This is a genomic window from Providencia sp. PROV210 (genome assembly GCF_028479445.1).
Taxonomy (GTDB): Bacteria; Pseudomonadota; Gammaproteobacteria; order Enterobacterales; family Enterobacteriaceae; genus Providencia; species Providencia rustigianii.
Map to the genome: position 1 here is coordinate 137,993 of NZ_JAMPNQ010000014.1, position 19,497 is coordinate 157,489.

General features: G+C 42.7%; 12 protein-coding genes and 1 pseudogene. 4 read left to right on the forward strand and 9 right to left on the reverse strand.

What is annotated here, in order from left to right; genetic code table 11:
• Positions 1–49: 49 nt before the first annotated feature.
• From glgP to PR761_RS11100, 6 genes and pseudogenes are all read right to left on the reverse strand, one after another.
• On the reverse strand, positions 50–2,482 hold the full coding sequence (glgP, locus tag PR761_RS11075) for a glycogen/starch/alpha-glucan family phosphorylase (RefSeq protein WP_154610780.1): 2,433 nt from the start codon (positions 2,480–2,482) through the stop codon (positions 50–52).
• Positions 2,483–2,503: 21 nt separating this feature from the next.
• Positions 2,504–3,961, reverse strand: a complete 1,458-nt coding sequence (gene glgA, locus PR761_RS11080) for a glycogen synthase GlgA (protein ID WP_154610781.1) — start codon at positions 3,959–3,961, stop codon at positions 2,504–2,506.
• Positions 3,961–5,283, reverse strand: coding sequence for a glucose-1-phosphate adenylyltransferase (gene glgC / locus PR761_RS11085; protein ID WP_112837411.1), 1,323 nt, complete (start codon positions 5,281–5,283; stop codon positions 3,961–3,963). The genes glgA and glgC overlap by 1 nt, the downstream gene beginning before the upstream one ends.
• Entirely contained in the window at positions 5,283–7,238 is a 1,956-nt protein-coding gene (glgX, locus tag PR761_RS11090) for a glycogen debranching protein GlgX (protein WP_154610782.1), read from the reverse strand. Before glgX ends, glgC begins: the two co-directional genes overlap by 1 nt.
• Positions 7,238–9,160: pseudogene (gene glgB / locus PR761_RS11095) on the reverse strand (1,4-alpha-glucan branching protein GlgB); the annotation flags it as partial. The gene glgX and the pseudogene glgB, both read right to left, overlap by 1 nt.
• A 359-nt stretch (positions 9,161–9,519) precedes the next feature.
• Positions 9,520–11,181 (reverse strand): alpha-glucosidase, encoded by a 1,662-nt coding sequence (locus PR761_RS11100; protein WP_112837414.1) that lies wholly within the window; start codon positions 11,179–11,181, stop codon positions 9,520–9,522.
• Positions 11,182–11,383: 202 nt separating this feature from the next.
• Here PR761_RS11100 and PR761_RS11105 point away from each other — a divergent pair, with 202 nt between their 5' ends.
• From PR761_RS11105 to PR761_RS11120, 4 genes are read left to right on the forward strand one after another with little or no spacing between them, the layout of a single operon-like run.
• Positions 11,384–12,382 carry a siderophore ABC transporter substrate-binding protein gene (locus tag PR761_RS11105; RefSeq protein WP_006814405.1) on the forward strand — a complete coding sequence of 333 codons (999 nt, stop codon included), beginning with the start codon at positions 11,384–11,386 and terminating at the stop codon, positions 12,380–12,382.
• A 3-nt stretch (positions 12,383–12,385) separates the two neighbouring features.
• A complete protein-coding gene (locus tag PR761_RS11110; protein WP_006814404.1) occupies positions 12,386–13,348 on the forward strand; it encodes an ABC transporter permease in 963 nt (320 codons plus the stop codon).
• Positions 13,335–14,318: an iron chelate uptake ABC transporter family permease subunit gene (locus tag PR761_RS11115; protein WP_006814403.1), complete on the forward strand. Its 984-nt coding sequence runs from the start codon at positions 13,335–13,337 to the stop codon at positions 14,316–14,318. Before PR761_RS11110 ends, PR761_RS11115 begins: the two co-directional genes overlap by 14 nt.
• Position 14,319: 1 nt before the next feature.
• Positions 14,320–15,075 carry an iron ABC transporter ATP-binding protein gene (locus PR761_RS11120; RefSeq protein WP_006814402.1) on the forward strand — a complete coding sequence of 252 codons (756 nt, stop codon included), beginning with the start codon at positions 14,320–14,322 and terminating at the stop codon, positions 15,073–15,075.
• Positions 15,076–15,099: 24 nt separating this feature from the next.
• Here PR761_RS11120 and PR761_RS11125 read toward each other — a convergent pair whose 3' ends face one another.
• The 3 genes from PR761_RS11125 to PR761_RS11135 all read right to left on the reverse strand — a co-directional run bounded on the left by PR761_RS11125 (position 15,100) and on the right by PR761_RS11135 (position 18,814).
• Positions 15,100–16,566 carry a hypothetical protein gene (locus PR761_RS11125; RefSeq protein ID WP_154610783.1) on the reverse strand — a complete coding sequence of 489 codons (1,467 nt, stop codon included), beginning with the start codon at positions 16,564–16,566 and terminating at the stop codon, positions 15,100–15,102.
• A gap of 239 nt (positions 16,567–16,805) precedes the next feature.
• On the reverse strand, positions 16,806–17,306 hold the full coding sequence (locus PR761_RS11130) for a RidA family protein (RefSeq protein WP_039854819.1): 501 nt from the start codon (positions 17,304–17,306) through the stop codon (positions 16,806–16,808).
• An 89-nt stretch (positions 17,307–17,395) separates the two neighbouring features.
• On the reverse strand, positions 17,396–18,814 hold the full coding sequence (locus PR761_RS11135; RefSeq protein ID WP_006814399.1) for an NAD(P)/FAD-dependent oxidoreductase: 1,419 nt from the start codon (positions 18,812–18,814) through the stop codon (positions 17,396–17,398).
• Positions 18,815–19,497: the final 683 nt, after the last annotated feature.

Below are 19,497 nucleotides of genomic sequence, written 5' to 3' on the forward strand. Positions count from 1 at the left end.
GGAAGCTAATTAATAAGTTCCGGTTGCTTACTAAATTATATCTATACGGCTAGATCCCCCATATTTTCTCCATATATTCCCCAATCGTTCTATCGGATGAGAAATACCCTATATTGGCAATATTACACAGTGCTTTCTGAGCCCATAAATTGGGATCTTGATACAACTTATCGACGGCATCTTGGGCTTGCACATAAGCGTGATAGTCTGCGAGTAGTTGATAATAATCGCCGAAATTTATCAGTGAATCATATAACGGATAATAACGATTGGGATCGTCGGGGCTGAAAACGCCGGAGACTAACGAATTAAGCACTTGATGAAGATCTTCATGCTCCTCATAAATTTTACGCGGATCATAGCCTTTGGAGCGCAAAGCCTCCACTTCCTCGGCAGTGTGACCAAATATAAACATATTTTCTTTACCAACATGCTCACGAATCTCAATATTTGCGCCATCCAATGTGCCGATAGTCAACGCACCATTTAAGGCGAATTTCATATTCCCAGTGCCGGATGCCTCAGTTCCAGCCAAAGAAATCTGTTCAGAAAGATCCGTCGCGGGGATGATCAATTGCGCCAAACTGACGCTGTAGTTAGGAATAAAAATCACTTTGAGACGATTTTTAAGGCGCGCATCGTGGTTAATTACCTGCGCGACATCGTTAATTAAACGGATAATCATCTTGGCATTCACATAGGACGATGCTGCCTTACCGGAAAAAATCACCACGCGGGAAACCCAGTTTTTTTCTGGATATTGCAGCATTCGGTTATAGCGACCAATCACTTGTAAAATATTGAGTAACTGGCGCTTATATTCGTGGATACGTTTGATTTGCACATCAAATAACGCATGGGGATTGACAATCATATTCAGGTTTTGCGCAATATAATCGGCGAGAGCCACTTTATTTTCGAGTTTGCAGGTTTTTAGTCTCTCGATAAATAAGGGGAAATCCGTGCGCTGTTGCAACTGAGAAAGCCGGGTGAGATCTTCGCGCCAACCCGTACCAATAGTTTCGTCGATCAAACTAGCCAAAGGTTTATTGCACAGAGCTAGCCAGCGGCGTGGTGTGATCCCATTGGTTATATTACAAAAACGCTCTGGCAGCACTTTCGCAAAATCGGCAAAAATTTCTTGGATCATTAGCTCGGAGTGGAGTTGAGAAACACCATTCACTTTGTAGTTTCCTACCACCGCCAGCCATGCCATACGGACGTATCGACCATGAGATTCATCGATCAAGGAAAGCCGGGTGAGCAGCTCAGAATTATTGGGATAACGCTGTTTGATTTGGTTAAGGAAATGCTCGTTGATTTCAAAAATAATTTGCAGATGCCGAGGAAGCAATCTGCCGAGTAAGTCTACTGACCAGCGTTCTAATGCCTCGCTCATCAGCGTATGGTTGGTGTAAGAAAAAATTTTCCCGCACAGTTGCCAGGCAGCTTCCCATGCATATTCATGCTCATCAATCAGTAAACGCATTAATTCGGGAATAGCCAAAACGGGGTGAGTATCGTTGAGGTGGATAGCCACTTTTTCAGCGAGATTCGTGAGAGTGCCATGAACGCGACTATGCACATCTAAAATATTTTGTAGTGTGGCAGAAACCAAAAAATATTCCTGACCTAAACGGAGGATCTTGCCAGATTCTGTGGAGTCATTGGGGTACAGTACGCGAGAAACATTCTCTGAAAAATTTTTATCCTCAACAGCCGCGGAATATTCCCCTTGGTTAAATTTATTGATATTCATTTCGTTGGTTGCATGTGCAGACCACAGCCTCAAGGTGTTTGTCGCATCGCAGCCGTAGCCCATGATAATTTGGTCATAGGCGCGAGCTAGTACCTCTTCGGTTTCTATCCAACGAACAATTTTTCCCTCTTGTTGGATGCGTCCTGCAAAGCGCACCTTGTAACTCAGGTTATAACGCGGAAACTCCCATGCATTGCCGTACTGTAGCCAACGATCGGTAGATTCAACCTGTTGACCATCAATAATATTTTGCTGAAACATGCCATATTCATAGCGGATACCGAACCCGACGGAAGGAATTTTTAATGTCGCGAGCGAGTCTAAAAAGCAGGCGGCAAGTCGACCTAATCCCCCATTTCCCAAGCCGGGATCGTCCTCTTCCTGCACCACATCATCCAAGCTGAATCCCATTTTTTCCAATGCAGCGGAGACATCTTCGTACATGCCTAAATTAAGTAACGTATTCGACAGGGTGCGCCCGATCAGATACTCCATCGAAAGATACGCAATAGCACGATCCGATTGAGAAAGGGATCGACGGATCCCTCGTAACCAGCGATCCACTGTTAAGTCACGGATCGCATACGAAATAGCATTCAACCAATCATGGGAGGTCGCAATAATCGGATCTTTGCCAACCATAAACTTCAGTTTAGTTTGGATGGCATCCACTAAATTATCGATGCGCTGCTCTTGGCTTTGTATATGAAATGGGGGATTCATGATCGGCTCCAATATGGGTGGTTAGAGAAGGTTTTGGTACAGATCGAGGTATTTTTTAGCGGATATTTGCCAGCTAAAATCCATTTTCATTCCTTGGCGACGAACCCGTTTCCAGCGGGTGGGTTCGTTCCACAATGCAAATACTCGGCGTACCGCATCATTGAGTTCAGTGGTTTTTCCATGTTGGGAGCGATAGCCATGGTAGTCATGGAACACGAAACCGGTGGCAGAGCGATCAGCAAGATTTTCGAGGGAACAATCACATACAGTATCGGCTAAACCACCGGTATGACGAACTAGCGGGAGCGCACCATATTTTAAGCCGTAAAGCTGTGTCAAACCGCAAGGTTCATAACGGCTAGGCACCACAATCACATCGGCGGCTGCAATGAGTTTATGGGCATGAGGTTCATCGTAACCAATCACTACAGAGACTTGCTTCGGATGATGCAGAGCTAACTGCTCAAAGGCGGCTTGTAAGTCATGATCTCCGCTGCCAAGTACTGAAAGTTGTCCCCCTTGGCGTAATAATTCGGGAACCACTTCCAGTAGCAAATCCAGCCCTTTTTGGGTACTCAAGCGGCTAATAACCACAAAGAGTGGGACTTTGTCCGTGACACTTAATCCGCTCTCACGCTGGTGGGTCATTTTGCAGATCCCTTTGCCCAGCATATTTTGCCGAGCATAGTTGTGGGGGATCAGGGGGTCAATTTGTGGCTCCCAAATTTGATAATCTACGCCATTGAGGATCCCGACAAGTCTATGTTGGGATTGCCGCTGTTTCAGTAGGTCAGCAAGCCCATTGCCATATTCAGGGGTTGTCACTTCTTTCGCGTAGGTTGGACTGACAAAAGTAATTTTGTTGGCGTAAAACAGCCCCGCTTTGAGGTAAGAAATTTGCCCATAAAACTCTAAGCCTTCGGGGGAGAAAAAGGCTCGAGGCAACTGTAATACTGAAAAATGTTTAGGCGAAAATAACCCTTGATAAGCGAGATTATGCACAGTGAAAACGCAAGGTGCGGGATAACCACGTGCAGCAAGATAAGCTGCTGTTAACCCCGCATGCCAATCGTGGGCATGCACAATTTCAGCCCGCCACTGAGGATCTAATCCACACGCTAGTTCGCTGGCAATCCACCCGAGTAATGCAAAACGCAGGTAATTATCCGCATAATCGTGAAGCTCATCATTATGATAGGGGCTGCCCGCTCTTTGATAGAGGTGTGGTGCATCAATAAGATAAATTCCGACACCATCGCAGGTACCAAAACGCAAAGCAACTTGCCCTGCAAATGTATCGAAGACTTGTCCGACCAATGTATGTTGGATCGCGTCTAATAGAGCAGGAAAACCGGGGAGCACTAAACGGACATCAGCTCCTTCAGCAATTTGTGCTTGAGGAAGTGCTCCAAGCACATCCGCCAAACCGCCAGTTTTTAAGAGAGGGAACAGTTCTGAACAGGCGTGCAAGATTCGCATTATTCTCTCCATTGAGGGTCAAGACGCGTAAGCATTTCTTGGGTAATGAGGACCACGCCACCTTCTGAGCGATAAAAACGCTGAGCATCGAATTGGGGATCTTCTCCAACAATGAGTCCATTCGGTAAATTACAGCCATTATCCACAATACAGCGCCTTAAACGGCAGGATAATCCCACAGAGACTTCAGGTAATAGAACGCAAGAATCAATATGGCTATGGGCATTGACACGAACATCATGAAAAATCACAGAATGGGTGACCATGGCATCTTCAATAATTGAACCGGCATTAATCAGGGAATTAATTATCATGGGAGGATGCTGGCGCTCTCCTTGAATAAAACGCGCTGGGGCAAAGGGGGCGTGAGTCGTACGAATCGACCAGTTGGGATCATACATATCCAATTCAGGTTTGGCGGAAACCAGATCAATATTGGCACTCCAATAAGCATCGATAGTGCCGACATCTCGCCAGTAGGGGGCTGATCCTGCATTAAAATGGGAAAATACACATGATCGGCTAAATGGGTGCGCCCATGCCGTTCCTTGTTTGACGGCTTTGGGGATCAAATCTTTACCGAAATCATGTTGGGTTTCTGGTAATTGATTCTCTTCAGCTAAGAGTTGGTACAGGTATTGGGCATTAAACACATAGATCCCCATGCTGGCTAATGAAACCATCGGATTCCCCGGGATCGTGGGAGGCTTCGCCGGTTTTTCAATAAAATTAATAATCTGCTCATTTTCATTGATCGCCATAATGCCAAACTCGGAGGCGCTAGAATAGGGAACTTCAATACAGGCGATGGTGCATTGGCTGCCTTTTTCCACATGGTCGACGAGCATGCGGGAGTAATCCATTTTATAGATATGATCCCCGGCTAACACAATGATGTATTGGGCTTGGTAGCGACGGATAATATCGAGATTTTGAAAAATGGCATCCGCAGTACCCAAGTACCAACCATCGGTATTTTGTTTCTGTTGTGCCGGTAAAATTTCAATAAATTCGTTATTTTTTCCATTGAGAAACGACCAACTGTGTTGAATATGCTGGATCAAGGAATGGGAATAATATTGGGTTAATACTCCGACCCGATAAATGCCTGAATTGACGCAGTTGGATAAGGTGAAATCGATAATGCGAAATTTACCGCCAAAAAATAGGGATGGTTTGGGTTGTTTCTGAGTCAGTGCTTTTAAGCGGCTTCCTTTTCCTCCAGCTAGAACCAGTGCCACAGTCTTATTCGGTAACATTTTGGCAAGCATCTGCCGCTGTAGGATATCCGAATGAGGCGCAAAGGACGGATTCTCAGACATTATAATCTCCTTGATAATGCAGGGTCAGAAAGGGGGATGTTCTGTAGCAGATTGATTGTTTTTGGATGAAGAGTTTGTATGGCGGTATTGCAAGCATGATGAATAACAGGGGCGACAGGATGCCAATTTCCATCAGGATAAATGATTGAATATGGCTGCTCCGTTAAATTAATTTGTAGTAGCCATTGACCAGAAAGAATAATTTGTAGGGGAATAAATTGATGCCACTGGTCAATTGTGAGTGGCTCACCTTGTGCGTCTAGCCATTCCACATCGTTGATTGGCGGTTGGGATACCCACCATTTCCCAGAATTTAGGGCTAAAATCTGTTTTCTCAGTGAGATTAATTGTGCAGTAAACTGAGATAAATTTTTGTCCTGTTTTCGCCAGTTAAGCCAGCTAATGGCTGAATCTTGGCAATAGGCATTATTATTACCTTGCTGGCTATGCCCTAACTCATCTCCTGCCAGCAGCATTGGCGTACCTAACGACAATAATAAAAGAGTCAATAAATTTCGCTGGCTTTGCTGACGACATTGCTGAATTTTATCCGGCGCATCAAGCCCTTCATAGCCGTGGTTATGGCTGTAGTTTTGATTATTACCATCACGATTATCTTCCCCATTGGCATGATTATGTTTGTGATTGAAACTGACCAAATCTCGTAAGGTAAAGCCATCGTGGGCGGTGATTTTATTGATTGAAACATAGCTTTGGTGGTGGGGCTGGGGAAAGAGATCTCTTGAGCCAGCAAAGCGGTTGGCAAAAATCCCGATTGGGATTGTACCGTGTAAGGCAAATTGGCGAATATCATCACGAAATCGATCGTTCCATTCGGCAAACGGGGCTGGAAATTGACCAAGTTGGTATCCGCCGTTACCGAGATCCCAAGGTTCGGCAATTAACTTGAGTTTACTCAGAATCGGGTCGTGAATAATGGCGGTTAATAGTGGAGACCGAGGGGTAAATGTCGGTTTTCTACCCAGTACGGTGGCAAGATCAAAACGAAAGCCATCAACATGGCACTCTAATGCCCAAAAATGGAGACAATCAAGAACCCATTGGATGGTGGGTGGCTGGGACAGGTTTAATGTATTGCCGCAACCCGTCCAATTTTGGTTTTCGCCTGTCTCGGTTAGCCAATAGTAGGTGGGGTTATCTAACCCGCGAAAACAAAGCGTCGGCGCTGCATTATCTAATTCGGCACTGTGGTTAAATACGATGTCTAAAATAACTTCAATTCCTGCACGGTGTAGGGCTTTGACCATATCGCGAAATTCATTTAGCGGGGTAGTGCCAGCTTGCCCTGACCAATAATCAGGTTCGATGGCAAAGGGGGCTAGGGGGTTATAGCCCCAATAATTGGTCAGTTGGCGTTGGATTAAGTTGGGCTCATCTAAATGGAGTTGAACAGGGAGTAGCTCAAGCGCCGTGATGCCTAAATCAGTGAGATGGTGAATGATTGCGGGGTGAGCAATGGCGGCGTAGCTGCCTCGGATTTTTGAGGGAATATTGGGATGTAACTGAGTTAACCCTCGAACATGAGCTTCATACATAATCGTTTCTGCCCATGGAGTCTTTGGTGCAAGGTCATCTTGCCAGTCGTAGGATTCATTCATCACGATGGAGCGAGGATTTTGTTTGTCACTAATTGCCCGACAGTAGGGGTCAATCAGCAGATTATTAGGATCAAAACGTAAACCTTGGGTCGGGTCCCACTCACCATAGGCGCGATAACCATAATGTAGGCCAGAGTGAGCACCCACTAAATAACCATGCCAAATATGGTTTTTTCCTCGGTATAGTGAATAACAGGTTTCTATATCTTGGGCATTGAACAGACATAACTCTATTTTTTTAGCATGCTCGCTGTAGAGGGCAAAGTTAGTGCCAAGACTGTCAGAATGGCTACCTAGTGGCTGTGGCTTTCCTTTGAGTAGTTCAAATTTTTTCATTATTTGGACTCTCGTTTTAGATATAACGTGGCTAAAGGAGGGAGTACTAAACAGAGAGAATGGTTTTTGCCATGAGCCTGAATGGGGTCACTTTCAATGACGCCCAGATTTCCGGTATTACTGCCACGATAATAGTGGGAGTCAGTATTGATGAGTTCTTGATACCGCCCTTGCTGGTGGATACCGATGCGGTAAGAGTGACGAATTTCCGGTGTGAAATTCGCGACCACAAGAATTTCATTTCCTTCATTGTCACGGCGTAAAAAGGCAAAAACAGAGTTTTTATGGTCATCCACAACCAGCCATTCAAAGCCATTAGTCGTATTATCGTGTTGGTATAGTGGCAAATTTTGTCGGTAACAGTGGTTAAGATCCCGCACAAGGTTTTGTACGCCAGAGTGCCAACCATCAAACTGTGGATCGAGAAGGTGCCAATCGAGGCTACGATCGTGATCCCATTCGCGCCCCTGTGCAAATTCGCCCCCCATAAATAGCAGTTTTTTACCTGGATGCCCCCACATAAACCCATAATAAGCGCGTAAGTTAGCGAACTTTTGCCATGTATCCCCGGGCATTTTTCCAAGAAGTGAACCTTTCCCATGCACCACTTCATCATGGGAAAGTGGCAAAATATAACGCTCACTGTGAGCGTAAAACATGCCAAAGGTCATTTGATGATGATGATATTGGCGATAGATAGGGTCGAGGGACATGTAGCTGAGTGTGTCGTTCATCCAGCCTAAATTCCATTTAAAATCAAAGCCTAATCCATGATTTTGGATACTGTCAGTGACCCGAGGAAATGCGGTGGATTCTTCAGCAATCATGATGGAATTGGGGCAGTTTTCTTTAATTATTTGGTTGGTATAACGCAGAAAGTCGAGAGCTTCGAGATTCTCTTTTCCGCCAAATTTATTGGGTAGCCATTCCCCCTCATTACGGCTGTAATCTCGATAAATCATCGAGCTAACGGCATCAACTCGTAGGCCATCAACACCAAAACGTTCTAGCCAATAGAGGGCATTGCCAGCGAGGAAATTGGCCACTTCGTAGCGGCTATAGTTATAAATCAGCGTATTCCAATTTTGATGAAAACCTTCGCGAGGGTCTGCATACTCATACAGTGCAGTACCATCAAATTGCACTAATCCATATTCATCACTGGGAAAGTGCGCAGGAACCCAATCAAGGATCACGTTGATATGGTGCTGGTGGGCGGTTTCAATCAGGTAAATAAAATCGTCGAGGCTACCAAAGCGACTCGTAGGGGAATAGAGCCCAATGGGTTGATAACCCCATGACCCATCGAAAGGATGTTCGGTAATGGGTAATAATTCAATATGCGTAAATCCCATATCGACAACATAGGGGATCAACTGTTCCGCGAGCTGCCGATAACTGAGCCAGCCATTATTATGGGTGTGGCGACGCCATGATCCTAAGTGAACTTCATAGATTGATATCGGTGCTTGAGAATGCTCGCATTGAGCTGTCTGTGATGTTTGAGCTCGTTTGGCAGGCAGTTCAGTGATTATCGATTCCACATGGGGAAATAAACGACTTTTGAGTGCATAGGGATCCGCTTTAACGCGCAGGTGCCCTTGGTTATCTATCAATTCATATTTATAGGCTTGTCCAACGGTTACTCTAGGAATAAAACGCTCCCAAATGCCCGTTTCTTGGCGTAGTACCATCGGATGGTGACGACCATCCCACTGATTAAACTCACCAATCACAGAAACTTTTTGCGCATTCGGCGCCCATAAAGAAAAAATCACCCCGTCAACACCGTCGCAGTTGACGGGGTGGGCACCAAGACATTCATAGGGACGTAAGTGGGTGCCTTCTGCCAAGAGCCAGCCATCAACATCTCGAATGAGAGTGCCTACGCTAAAAAAGCCAATATGGATTTGTTGAGTGTCTGAATGTGAATTGGATATAGACAAACACTCTGAAGTTATTTTTTGAATAACGTTCTGATTAATATTTTGCAAATAAATAACCTCAAAGATTTAATGCGCTATTTAGACTTTACTTAAGTTATTTAATTTATATTTGATGATCTTCAAAAATTCAAGCGAATTTGAAAATAAAAACCTTAAATAACAATATGTTATTTTGTTTTTAAATAATATTATTAGGTTATCAATTAAAAGAATTTGATGTAAATAAAGCGCTTATTAAGATGAAATAAGCGGCTTATTATTAAAGTGATATTATTTATTACTGCCAATTTCTTTATTACGCTTATTTTGAGTATTAAATTGTATTTTAAACTATTTTAGATTTCAAAAATTATTGATTGATAAGGTTGTAAGATAATTTTTGAGGATTGAATGAAGACATCCTGCATATTATTGAAATAAACATGGGAATAGGTTTGGTTAATACGCTGAGGCTGTTGACTAAAGTTACAATAAATATCAATAGACCGTTTCTGTAGTCTTCGGCGATAAGCAATAACCGATTCTGGCGCTTCAATTTCTTGAAACTCCCCCTCAATAAGAATATCGCTGATAGCTGAATGGCGGCGTAGGGTAATTAATTGCTGGTAAAAGGTGAATAAGGAGCCAGCGTGTTGCTGTTGAGATTCGGCATTGATATCAAGATAGTTAGGATTGACTTTTAGCCATGGTCTCCCATTTGTGAATCCAGCATTTATCTGGCAATTCCATTGGAACGGAGTACGAGCATTATCGCGGCTTCGTTTAGCAAAATAATCCATCATTTGGGATTCGGTATAGCCTTGCTGAGCTCCCCATTGATATAGCTTGAACAAGTGAAGATCATCATGCTCTTCGAGTGTCATGGGGCAGTTGGTCATGCCAATCTCTTGTCCTTGATAAATAAATGGCGTTCCCCGCTGAGTTAATAAAAATGTGGCGAGCATTTTTGCAGCGGCGAGTGTGGGGGCATTTTCAGGTAAAAATTTACTCAGGGAACGAGGCTGATCATGGTTTTCTAAATAGGGTGCTCCCCAGCCGACTTGTTGAGTTGTGAGCTGGCTATTAATAAAGAGAGGTTTGAGTCGCTCTCCAGTGATCGGTGAAATCGTAAATGGTGGCTGGTTGGTGATATCAAGGTTGGCAATACTGAAATCGAATACCATCGAAAATACGCCATTTTCCCCTACATAGGCGGCAAGATCTTGCGGTGGTACATCGATTTCAGCAACGGTCATGACATTGGCGGGGCGAAATGTTTGGTCGGCAAGTTCGTTAAGCCAGTCAAGAATTCCCGGTTGATTGACCACCCAAGGTACTAAGGATGCAGAGCCATCTTCACGATCGGCAGGAAATCGATGTACAGAAAGTGCTTCTGGTGATTTTTTAATATTCCCAATGGCATCAATGCGAAAACCGGCAACACCTTTGGCTATCCAGCGGTTAATCATCTGGATAATTTCTTGGCGCAATTGTGGGTTTTCCCAATTAATATCGGGTTGTTCAGGCCCAAAAGAGTTGAAATACCAGCGAGAACTATTGGGGATGCGAGTCCAGACTGGGCAATCAAAATAAGTCCGTAAATTATTGGGGGGTGCTGGGTAATCCCATTCGATAAATTGATAATAATCGGCGTAGGGACTATGGGGATCTGCAATAGCGGCTTGGAACCACGGATGCTGATTTGAAGTGTGGTTGAGTACTAAGTCGAGAACAATTTTAATCCCGCGTTGGGCAGCTTGTTCGATTAAGGTATCTAAATCTTCATTTGTACCAAAAATGGGGTCGATACGGTCATAGTCTGCAATATCATAACCATTGTCTTGCATTGGGGATTGGAAAATAGGGCACAGCCAGATGACATTGACACCTAACGAGTGAATATAATCGAGCTTTGCAGTGATCCCTGCTAAGTCTCCAATACCATCGTCATTATAGTCATAAAAGCTTTTGGGATAAATTTGGTAAACGACAGCGGATTTCCACCATTCTTGCTTCATAGAGACCTCTCTAACATAAAAAGATGCTTTCTTCTCTATTAACTATAGCGAATTGATGTTTTTGTGCTTTGTGTCATTTTTTAACGAAATGCAAATGCAAACTAATATCATTAGCGCTATGTTTCATGTAAGATAACCGCCATCTTCGGGTCGTTAATTTCATGACTAACGATAAACATATTGAAAGATGGGAGAGCTTTAAATGTTCGCTAAATCATTAGTTTCAGGTATTGCATTGTTGTCCGTAGTCGCTTTAGCAGGTTGTGATAACGCTAAAGAAACACAAAGCACAGCCCCAGTCGCAGAAAAACAAGCAGCTGAGAATAAAACAGCAGAAAGCCAAACGGTTGTGGTTGAGCATGCTCAAGGCAAAACTGAAATTCCTAGCCATCCTCAACGTGTGTTTGTGATGAACATGGAAACCCTTGACATCATTGATGCGTTAGGTGTTCCAATTATTGGTGTTCCACAAACTAATGCCCATTTCCCTAAGTTTTTAGAAAAATATAGCACTTCAGAATATATCAATGGCGGTAGCTTATTTGAGCCTGCGTATGAAACCATCAGCAGCGCTAAGCCAGATGTGATTTTAGGCGGAAGCCGTGCACGTGATGCTTACGATAAATTAAGTGGCGTTGCTCCAACGATTTCTTTAGATATCGATAACAAACGTTTTATTGATAGCTTGATGGAACGTACAACTTTACTGGGTAACTTATTCGGTAAACAAGCAGAAGCAGATAAATTAGTTTCTGATTTCAAAGGCAAAATTGATGGCATTAAAGCTAAAGCACCAACCGCAGGTAAAGCGATGGTCATTTTAGTGAGTGGTGGCAAAATTTCTGCTTATGGTCCAGGTTCTCGCTTTGGATTTATCTTTGACGTATTAGGTTTCGAACCTGCGTATGTATTTACTGAAGATACAGGTCGTCACGGTAATATCGTCAGTTCAGAATTATTGCTGAAACTTAACCCAGACTGGTTATTTGTTATCGACCGCGATAATGCGATCGGTGCTAAAGATGCTCAACCTGCCGCAGATGTGCTAGATAATGCATTAGTGAGAAAAACCTCTGCATGGGAAAAAGGTCAAGTGACTTATTTAGATTCATCAGCAGTGTATATTGCGGGTGGTATCCAAACTTATTCCAAGTTAATGGATGAAGTTAATGCAGCTTTAGAGAAGAAAAAAACGAATTAATCAATGAAAACGCTTTATCTCTTTTTTGGCATCATCGCGTTATTGATTTTGGCGGTAATAAGCTTGTTTATTGGAGCGGGTGACGTGTCACCCGTTTCGCTTTTCACTGACCCCGAGATGCAAGATATCTTTTTTATCAGCCGAATTCCTCGTACTGCCGCTCTGATCCTTGCGGGTAGCGCCATGAGTGTCGCTGGGCTGATCATGCAATTACTCACCCAAAACCGCTTTGTTGAACCGTCATTGGCGGGAACCACTCAATCGGCAAGCCTCGGTTTATTGTTCGTGATGATAGTGTATCCAAGTGCTAGCATCATGACCAAAATGGTGGTGGCGAGTGGATTTGCGTTATTAGGTACCATGTTATTTATGGTGCTCCTACGCCGCATTATTTTAAAATCGGCCCTGATTGTTCCACTGGTTGGGATTATGTTAGGCGCAGTGATTAGCGCATTAACTATCTTCACGGCTTATTATTTTGATTTACTCCAATCCCTCGGGGCTTGGATGAGCGGTGATTTCTCCAGTATTCTTCAAGGTCGCTATGAACTGCTGTGGTTGGTGGGCTTACTCACATTAGCTGCCTGCTTAATTGCGGATAGCTTCACCGTGGCGGGAATGGGACGTGAATTCTCGATTAACGTAGGCTTGAATTACCAAAAAGTCATGACAATAGGTTTGAGCATTATTGCTCTGATTAGTGGTGTTGTGGTCGTGGTGGTTGGTGCATTACCGTTCCTTGGGCTCATTGTCCCGAACCTTGTGAGTTTAGTGATGGGGGATAATATTCGTAAAACTATCCCGTGGATCTGCATTGCTGGCGGTGGCTTGGTACTGTTATGCGACATTATTGGTCGCGTGATCCGTTACCCATTTGAAATTCCTGCGAGTGTGATTCTAGGTGTTGTGGGTGCCGTTATTTTCCTTTATCTCTTGTTAAAGCATCAGCGTTATGGAAAAAGTTAATTCAATCAGTCTGCCCGTTAAGAGGACAATAACGCCAATACAGCGCATTGGTATTTTGGCTGCGCTGTCAGTGTTGTCTGTGATCTTGTATATGACCATTAATCTTGGCAGCAACCTAGCCTATATCTTGCCGCACCGTGGCTATATCGTGCTGACTATGATTATTGTCGCTTTCGGTTCTGGGGTCTCGACGGTTTTATTTCAGACCATTGCGAACAACAAGATTCTGACTCCTTCTATCATGGGGTTAGAAGCACTGTTTGTTCTGCTGCAAACTATCTTTATTTTTTATACCGATAGCTTTCCTGCATCATGGTTGCTGAATATCGGCAAGTTCTTGCTGGAATCATCACTGTTAGTTGTCTTCTCCGTGCTGCTATATCGTTGGCTATTTGTCTCCGTCAAAATGAACATCAATTTGGTGTTGATGGTCGGGATTATCCTCGGCACATTATTTCGCAGTGTCGCTACGTTATTGCAGCGCTTGATGGATCCCAATGAGTTCTCGATTTTACAAAGCCGTATGTTTGCCACCTTTACTAAAGGGACGCCAGAGCTCATCCTATTTACGCTGGTCATTACGGTTATCGTCGGAATACTACTATGGCGGATGCGCTACTGCTTCGATGTGTTAGCCCTTGGGCAAGCGAACGCGGTGAATTTAGGGATTAACTATCGTCAGCAAGTTACAGTGATCCTATTACTGATTTCTATCTTAGTGGCAATTTCTACCGCCCTCGTGGGTCCTTTAACTTTCCTAGGGTTAATGGTCGCAAACCTTGCTTATTTTATTGCGGGAAGTAGCCAGCATCGTTACGTTTTGCCAGTTTCCTTCTTATTAGGCGTTATTGCCTTAGTTGGCGGACAATTGCTCCTAGAATATGGACTCAATAAAGCAGGAACCCTGTCTGTTGTACTTGAATTCGTTGGCGGAATATTCTTTATTTATATGGTGTTAAGAAGGTTTTAGTATGATTGAAATTCATCAGATATCGAAAAGTTATCAGGATACTAAGGTCTTAGATAACATCACCACCAGTATTAAAAATAGCGGTGTGACTTCAATCATCGGTCCTAATGGGGCAGGTAAATCGACGTTATTATCGATTATTGGTCGCTTGTTAATGGCAGATCATGGCTATGTGAAGGTCAATGATTTGGATGTTTCAACGACACCCAGTGACCAGCTCGCGACGTGTTTATCTGTTTTACGCCAAGAGAATCAATTTGCTAGCCGTTTAACGGTAGAAGAATTGGTTGGTTTTGGGCGTTATCCGTATACCAAGGGACGTTTAACTCTTGATGATAAAAAGAAAATTGATGAGTCTCTGGATTTTTTAAATTTATCAGAGTTTCGTCATCGCTATCTTGATGAGTTATCTGGTGGGCAGCGTCAGCGTGCGTATGTGGCCATGGTTTTGTGCCAAGATACAGAATATGTACTGCTTGATGAGCCACTAAATAACTTGGATATGAAGCATGCAGTGATCATGATGAAATTACTGCGTCGTGCAGCAGATGAGCTAGGCAAAACGATTATTCTTGTGATCCACGATATTAACTTTGCTTCGGTATATTCAGATTATATTGTGGCGCTCAGAAATGGTCGTCTATCTTATCATGGCGCACCAGAAGAGATTATGAAGGCAGAAATTCTTGAGGATATCTTTGATACGCCTTTAGAAGTGAAAGAGCTAGACGGGCGACATATCGCTCTGTATTACTAGCTCAAATAACTCCCCAGTAATGGATTATTGGGGAGGGATCGTAATATCTTCATTGGTATTGAGTACTTCAAGAGGTTGTAGAATTTCAAGGCGCTTAATGCCATCCGCATTGACCACCAAACGTGCCAGTTCATTGTAAGTTTTCTTATTCATGGTCACTCGACGGCACAGATAAATGTGGTAAACCTTCTCGCCAATAATCACAGGCTCATCATCATTGACCATCAGCTCTTCATAGCTAATATCGATATACTTCAAAAAATCTGCAATATTAAAGCGCGTAATATCCACGATTGAAGATTGTGTCTGTTCAAAAGCGGCCGAATGGTTATGCAGCGTGACATCTTTACGGTAATAAAGAATATCTTCAACGCGCTGCACATTGATTAAATTGACCCAGTGCGATTTCTGGCGCATTTCTCGAATATCGGGAGAAAGGGTATTTTCTTTCAAAAAGCGAAATGATTCTTTACAGACCCCAACTGGGTTTTTGACGCCTTCCCGATAAATACGCAGTTGGCGATCGGGGATCCAACGCTGAAATAGCCGATACAGCTGCTCTCGTCCGATCTCTTTTAGGCGATCTTTGAAGATATAGCCGACAACCATTGCCAAAAATAAATTAGCGCTTAATGCGCCATATTTTCCTTGCCACATAAAAGCAATAAAAGTGGCGAAAACCATCGAAATTGCCGCCGCAATACCATAAATAGAATGTAAAAGTAGGGGAAGCCCGCGCTTATGGCGGATCTCTAAATAGAGATAGCGATTAATATATTTCTTCAGCAAATTGCGGCGATAAGTCACCATTTCCGCATCATTTTCATCATGGGGAAAGCTATCGGGTGACAGCTTTTTCAAATAACGCATTTCTTGGTACCAATGATGGCGAATTTCATCCCTCAAAGGCAGCTGTTTCTCTTTGAGTAAATCTTGCAGGTATAGCATGGTGTAGTGAGACATAAATTCGTCGCAATACGCAAATGCATTGGACTGAATCTCGCTCTCGACTGGGGCGGTATAGTTCACTAATTCACGGTAGCGAGTGAGACATTTTTCGATATCGTTCAATAGAGCCTGCAAATATTCCTCAGTTTGACGTTGTGGATTTTGAATCACCATCTTGACCGTTAAGCGCACGGTGCGTTTATAGGTGAGAGCGTAACGTTTTAAGCGGTTTTCATACTCATCTAAGCTTGGCGGTAATTGCGGGTCTAGCTGTTTTAACCACCAGCTTAAATCATCTAAGATGCCATTTTCTGCTGGAATAGAAGAGAGCTTAACGGTTGGGGCTCGGAGGCGAATATAGTTCTTTAGGCTACGCTGAAAATTAGACGCAGTGTAAAGATCTGGATTCACTTGCAATGAGGATGGCAAAAAGAAAAAGGTTTCAACCTGATAGCGGATCTCTTTAGATTTACGTGGAAAAAAAACTTTTTGTTTGATTTCAAACTGTTTTCTTCCGTGGATCTTCAGGGATTCTTTAATCATATTTTGCCTATAGAGTATTTAATTTACCGACGATTTTATGATGCTTTTTTACAAAGTAAGCGTTTATAAATTGGGATTGTCGGTACGGAAAATTCAATCTGACGATTGATAAAAGAAGAATAACAGCAATAGGGATGGGAACCAAAGGGAAGAAAAACAAAAACGGTCGCTAGATTTTACTTCCAAGCCAAAGCGGAAATAAATAGTCGACCGTTTTAGGAACAGTTAGCGGTTAAAAATTACTTTTTAGCTGGGCGAACTGCTGTCACTTCGATTTCAACTCTCCAAGCTGGGTTAGCCAGTTTAGCGACTTGGAAAGTAGAACGAGCTGGTAGGTTAGTCACTTTCTCAGATTCATAGAACTTACTGTAACCAGCCATGAAGCCAGCGAAGTCCATAGTACCTTTAGTCTCATCACCACCAACTAAGAATACTTGCATTTTAACAACGTCATTCATAGTCAGACCCATTTCACCCAGAGTCGCTTGAATTTGTTTCAGAACGTTGATGGTTTGCGCTTCGGTATTACCGTAAGACTCTAAAACGCCTTCTGGAGCATCTTTAGAGATTTTAGATGGCACTTTTCCGCTCAGGAAAATAATGCTGTTGTTAGCGCCGATTTCTACTGATTCAGCGATAGGGAAACCTTTAACAGGAACACGTTTCACATCGTCAGCTGCGTTTGCCGTTGCTACACCCAGAACTAAAGGTAAGGAAAGCAGTAAACTTTTATAGCGCATAATAAACTCCATATATTATATAGTTAAGTAAGAACCTATTAAGACTTTATTGTATTTAATAGGTTCCATTTAATTGTGTTTCGTTTTAATTAACTAAAACGAGACAGCTTGTATGGCGTCGGATCGATAAATGTTTTTTCGTCCATTAACAACTCAGCAGTTAATCGACCAGCCGCCGGGCTTTCAGTCATACCCCAACCTGTCGCGGTATTGATAACCAGACCTGGGTATTGTTCGACTTTAGAAATAATAGGAATCTCGTCATCAGTTGGTGACACAGTGCCGCCCCAACGTTCAACAACTTTTGATTCTTTAAATACTGGGAATTCTTTTCTCAGACGCTCAAGAACGCCATCTAAGTGCTCATTGTTTGGCGTATTGGTCGCTGTACGGAACTCTTCGAATGGTGTTTTCTCGTTTAACTTCCAAGATGTTGCCATTGTGAATGAGTTGAACAGGTCTTTACCAAGAGAGAATTCTAATGGTAATTCACCGCCACCTAATACATGCAGGAATCTTGGGCCTAACAAGAAGCTGTCTTTCACGATTGAACTGGTGAAAATACGTGGAGCAACGGCGTAAGTTCCATCTGCTTGTTCACGGAAGTGGATACCGTTTGGCAGGTGAACGTTACCTTTCGGTGCGCCAGGAACGCCAGTAATACGTTGTTGAGACAGGTAAACGTTCAGTGTAGGAACGTCAACACCTAAGTTGCCCATAAACAGACGTGACCAGATACCACCCGTTAGAACGACGTTAGAAGTTTTGATTGAACCTTTTTCAGTCACGACGTCGGAAATTTTTCCGCCCGCAGTTTCTAAACCTCGGACCGCACAGTTTAAATAGATTGGAATACCAATCGATTTAGCATAGTTAGCCATTGCTGGGGTAACTGTTTCTGGGTCAAGGCTACCAGAGTCTTCTTCAAAACCACCAATTTTCCACGGAGTTTGTGCATCAACCAGACGATTAGCCAGTTCTTGGCCTTCAATCATACGGGTTCTCAGTGGAGTGTCGAAACCTGGGTTTTCAGATGCGCTTTTGATCCACGCTCTGGAAACTTCTAAATCTTCTTCGCTTGAAGGAACTTCAACACGGCCCTGAACGCGGTAGCTAGTATCAGCACCGATTTTTTCGTTCATACCAAGCCATTGAATTTTTCCATAGTGGTGTAATGGGAAAATTGCTGGAGATGTTTTGTAGCTGATGATTTGGCTATATGCACGACCAGACTGCTCGCCGCCCACAACACCTTTTTCACAGATAATGACGTTTAAACCGCGTTCTTTCAAATTAATCGCAGTCATAATCCCTTGTAGTCCGGCACCAATAACGACTGCATCAGCAGACGCAGGTAATGCACCTTCGGTACCTGCTACAGCAGGTACGCGAGACTTAGTAGATTCAAAACTACCTTCTCTGCGGATCATTGGGACAACAGCAGCTCCCCCAGCTAATACGCCAACAGCACCAACCCCTAATAATAGCTTTCTTCTCGAGATTTTCATCTATAACCTCAATAACAATCTTGTTTTTTATATAGTAAATAATTTCAAATTGAGATAATGATCTTATCATATATTTTGAAATTGTTAAGCTGCGGTAGCACTTGTTAATAAATTTGAGTGAAATGTTTTCTTCGATGGCGTGATCTGGTCAGTGCTGTTGGGGGTTTGTCACTATTTTGGTTATTTGAAATAAACTCAAAATGAGTGATTTTAATTGTTAATGTCATTAAAAGTGTACAGGTGTAAATAGATTAATTTAGGATAAGTTAATTATTAGAGTAATAGAGTTGATCTGAAGATGAATAATTAATCTCAGAAGAATATTCTAAATTTTAATTAAGTCATGCTGGATGCTTTTAGTAATTAACTGAAATTTTTTAGCTATTTTATAAACAAAAAGACCAGAAATTAACCATGGTATTTAATTTAATTAAAACAATTGAAACTGTAGGGGTTTAAATTAACCACTTATTTGTTTATGTGATAATATTTCATATTATATCAATAAATACATTGAGTTATGATTGATTTTCTTTCGTGATAACACGATGGATTAATTATGTAGTCAATAAATACAAATTATAATTTAAATAACAACATGTAATAGGTACTCTCAGTAGGGGTATTTGATGGCTAATTCGCCAAGAATGATGAAATAAAATTAATATCAAATAGAAAATTGT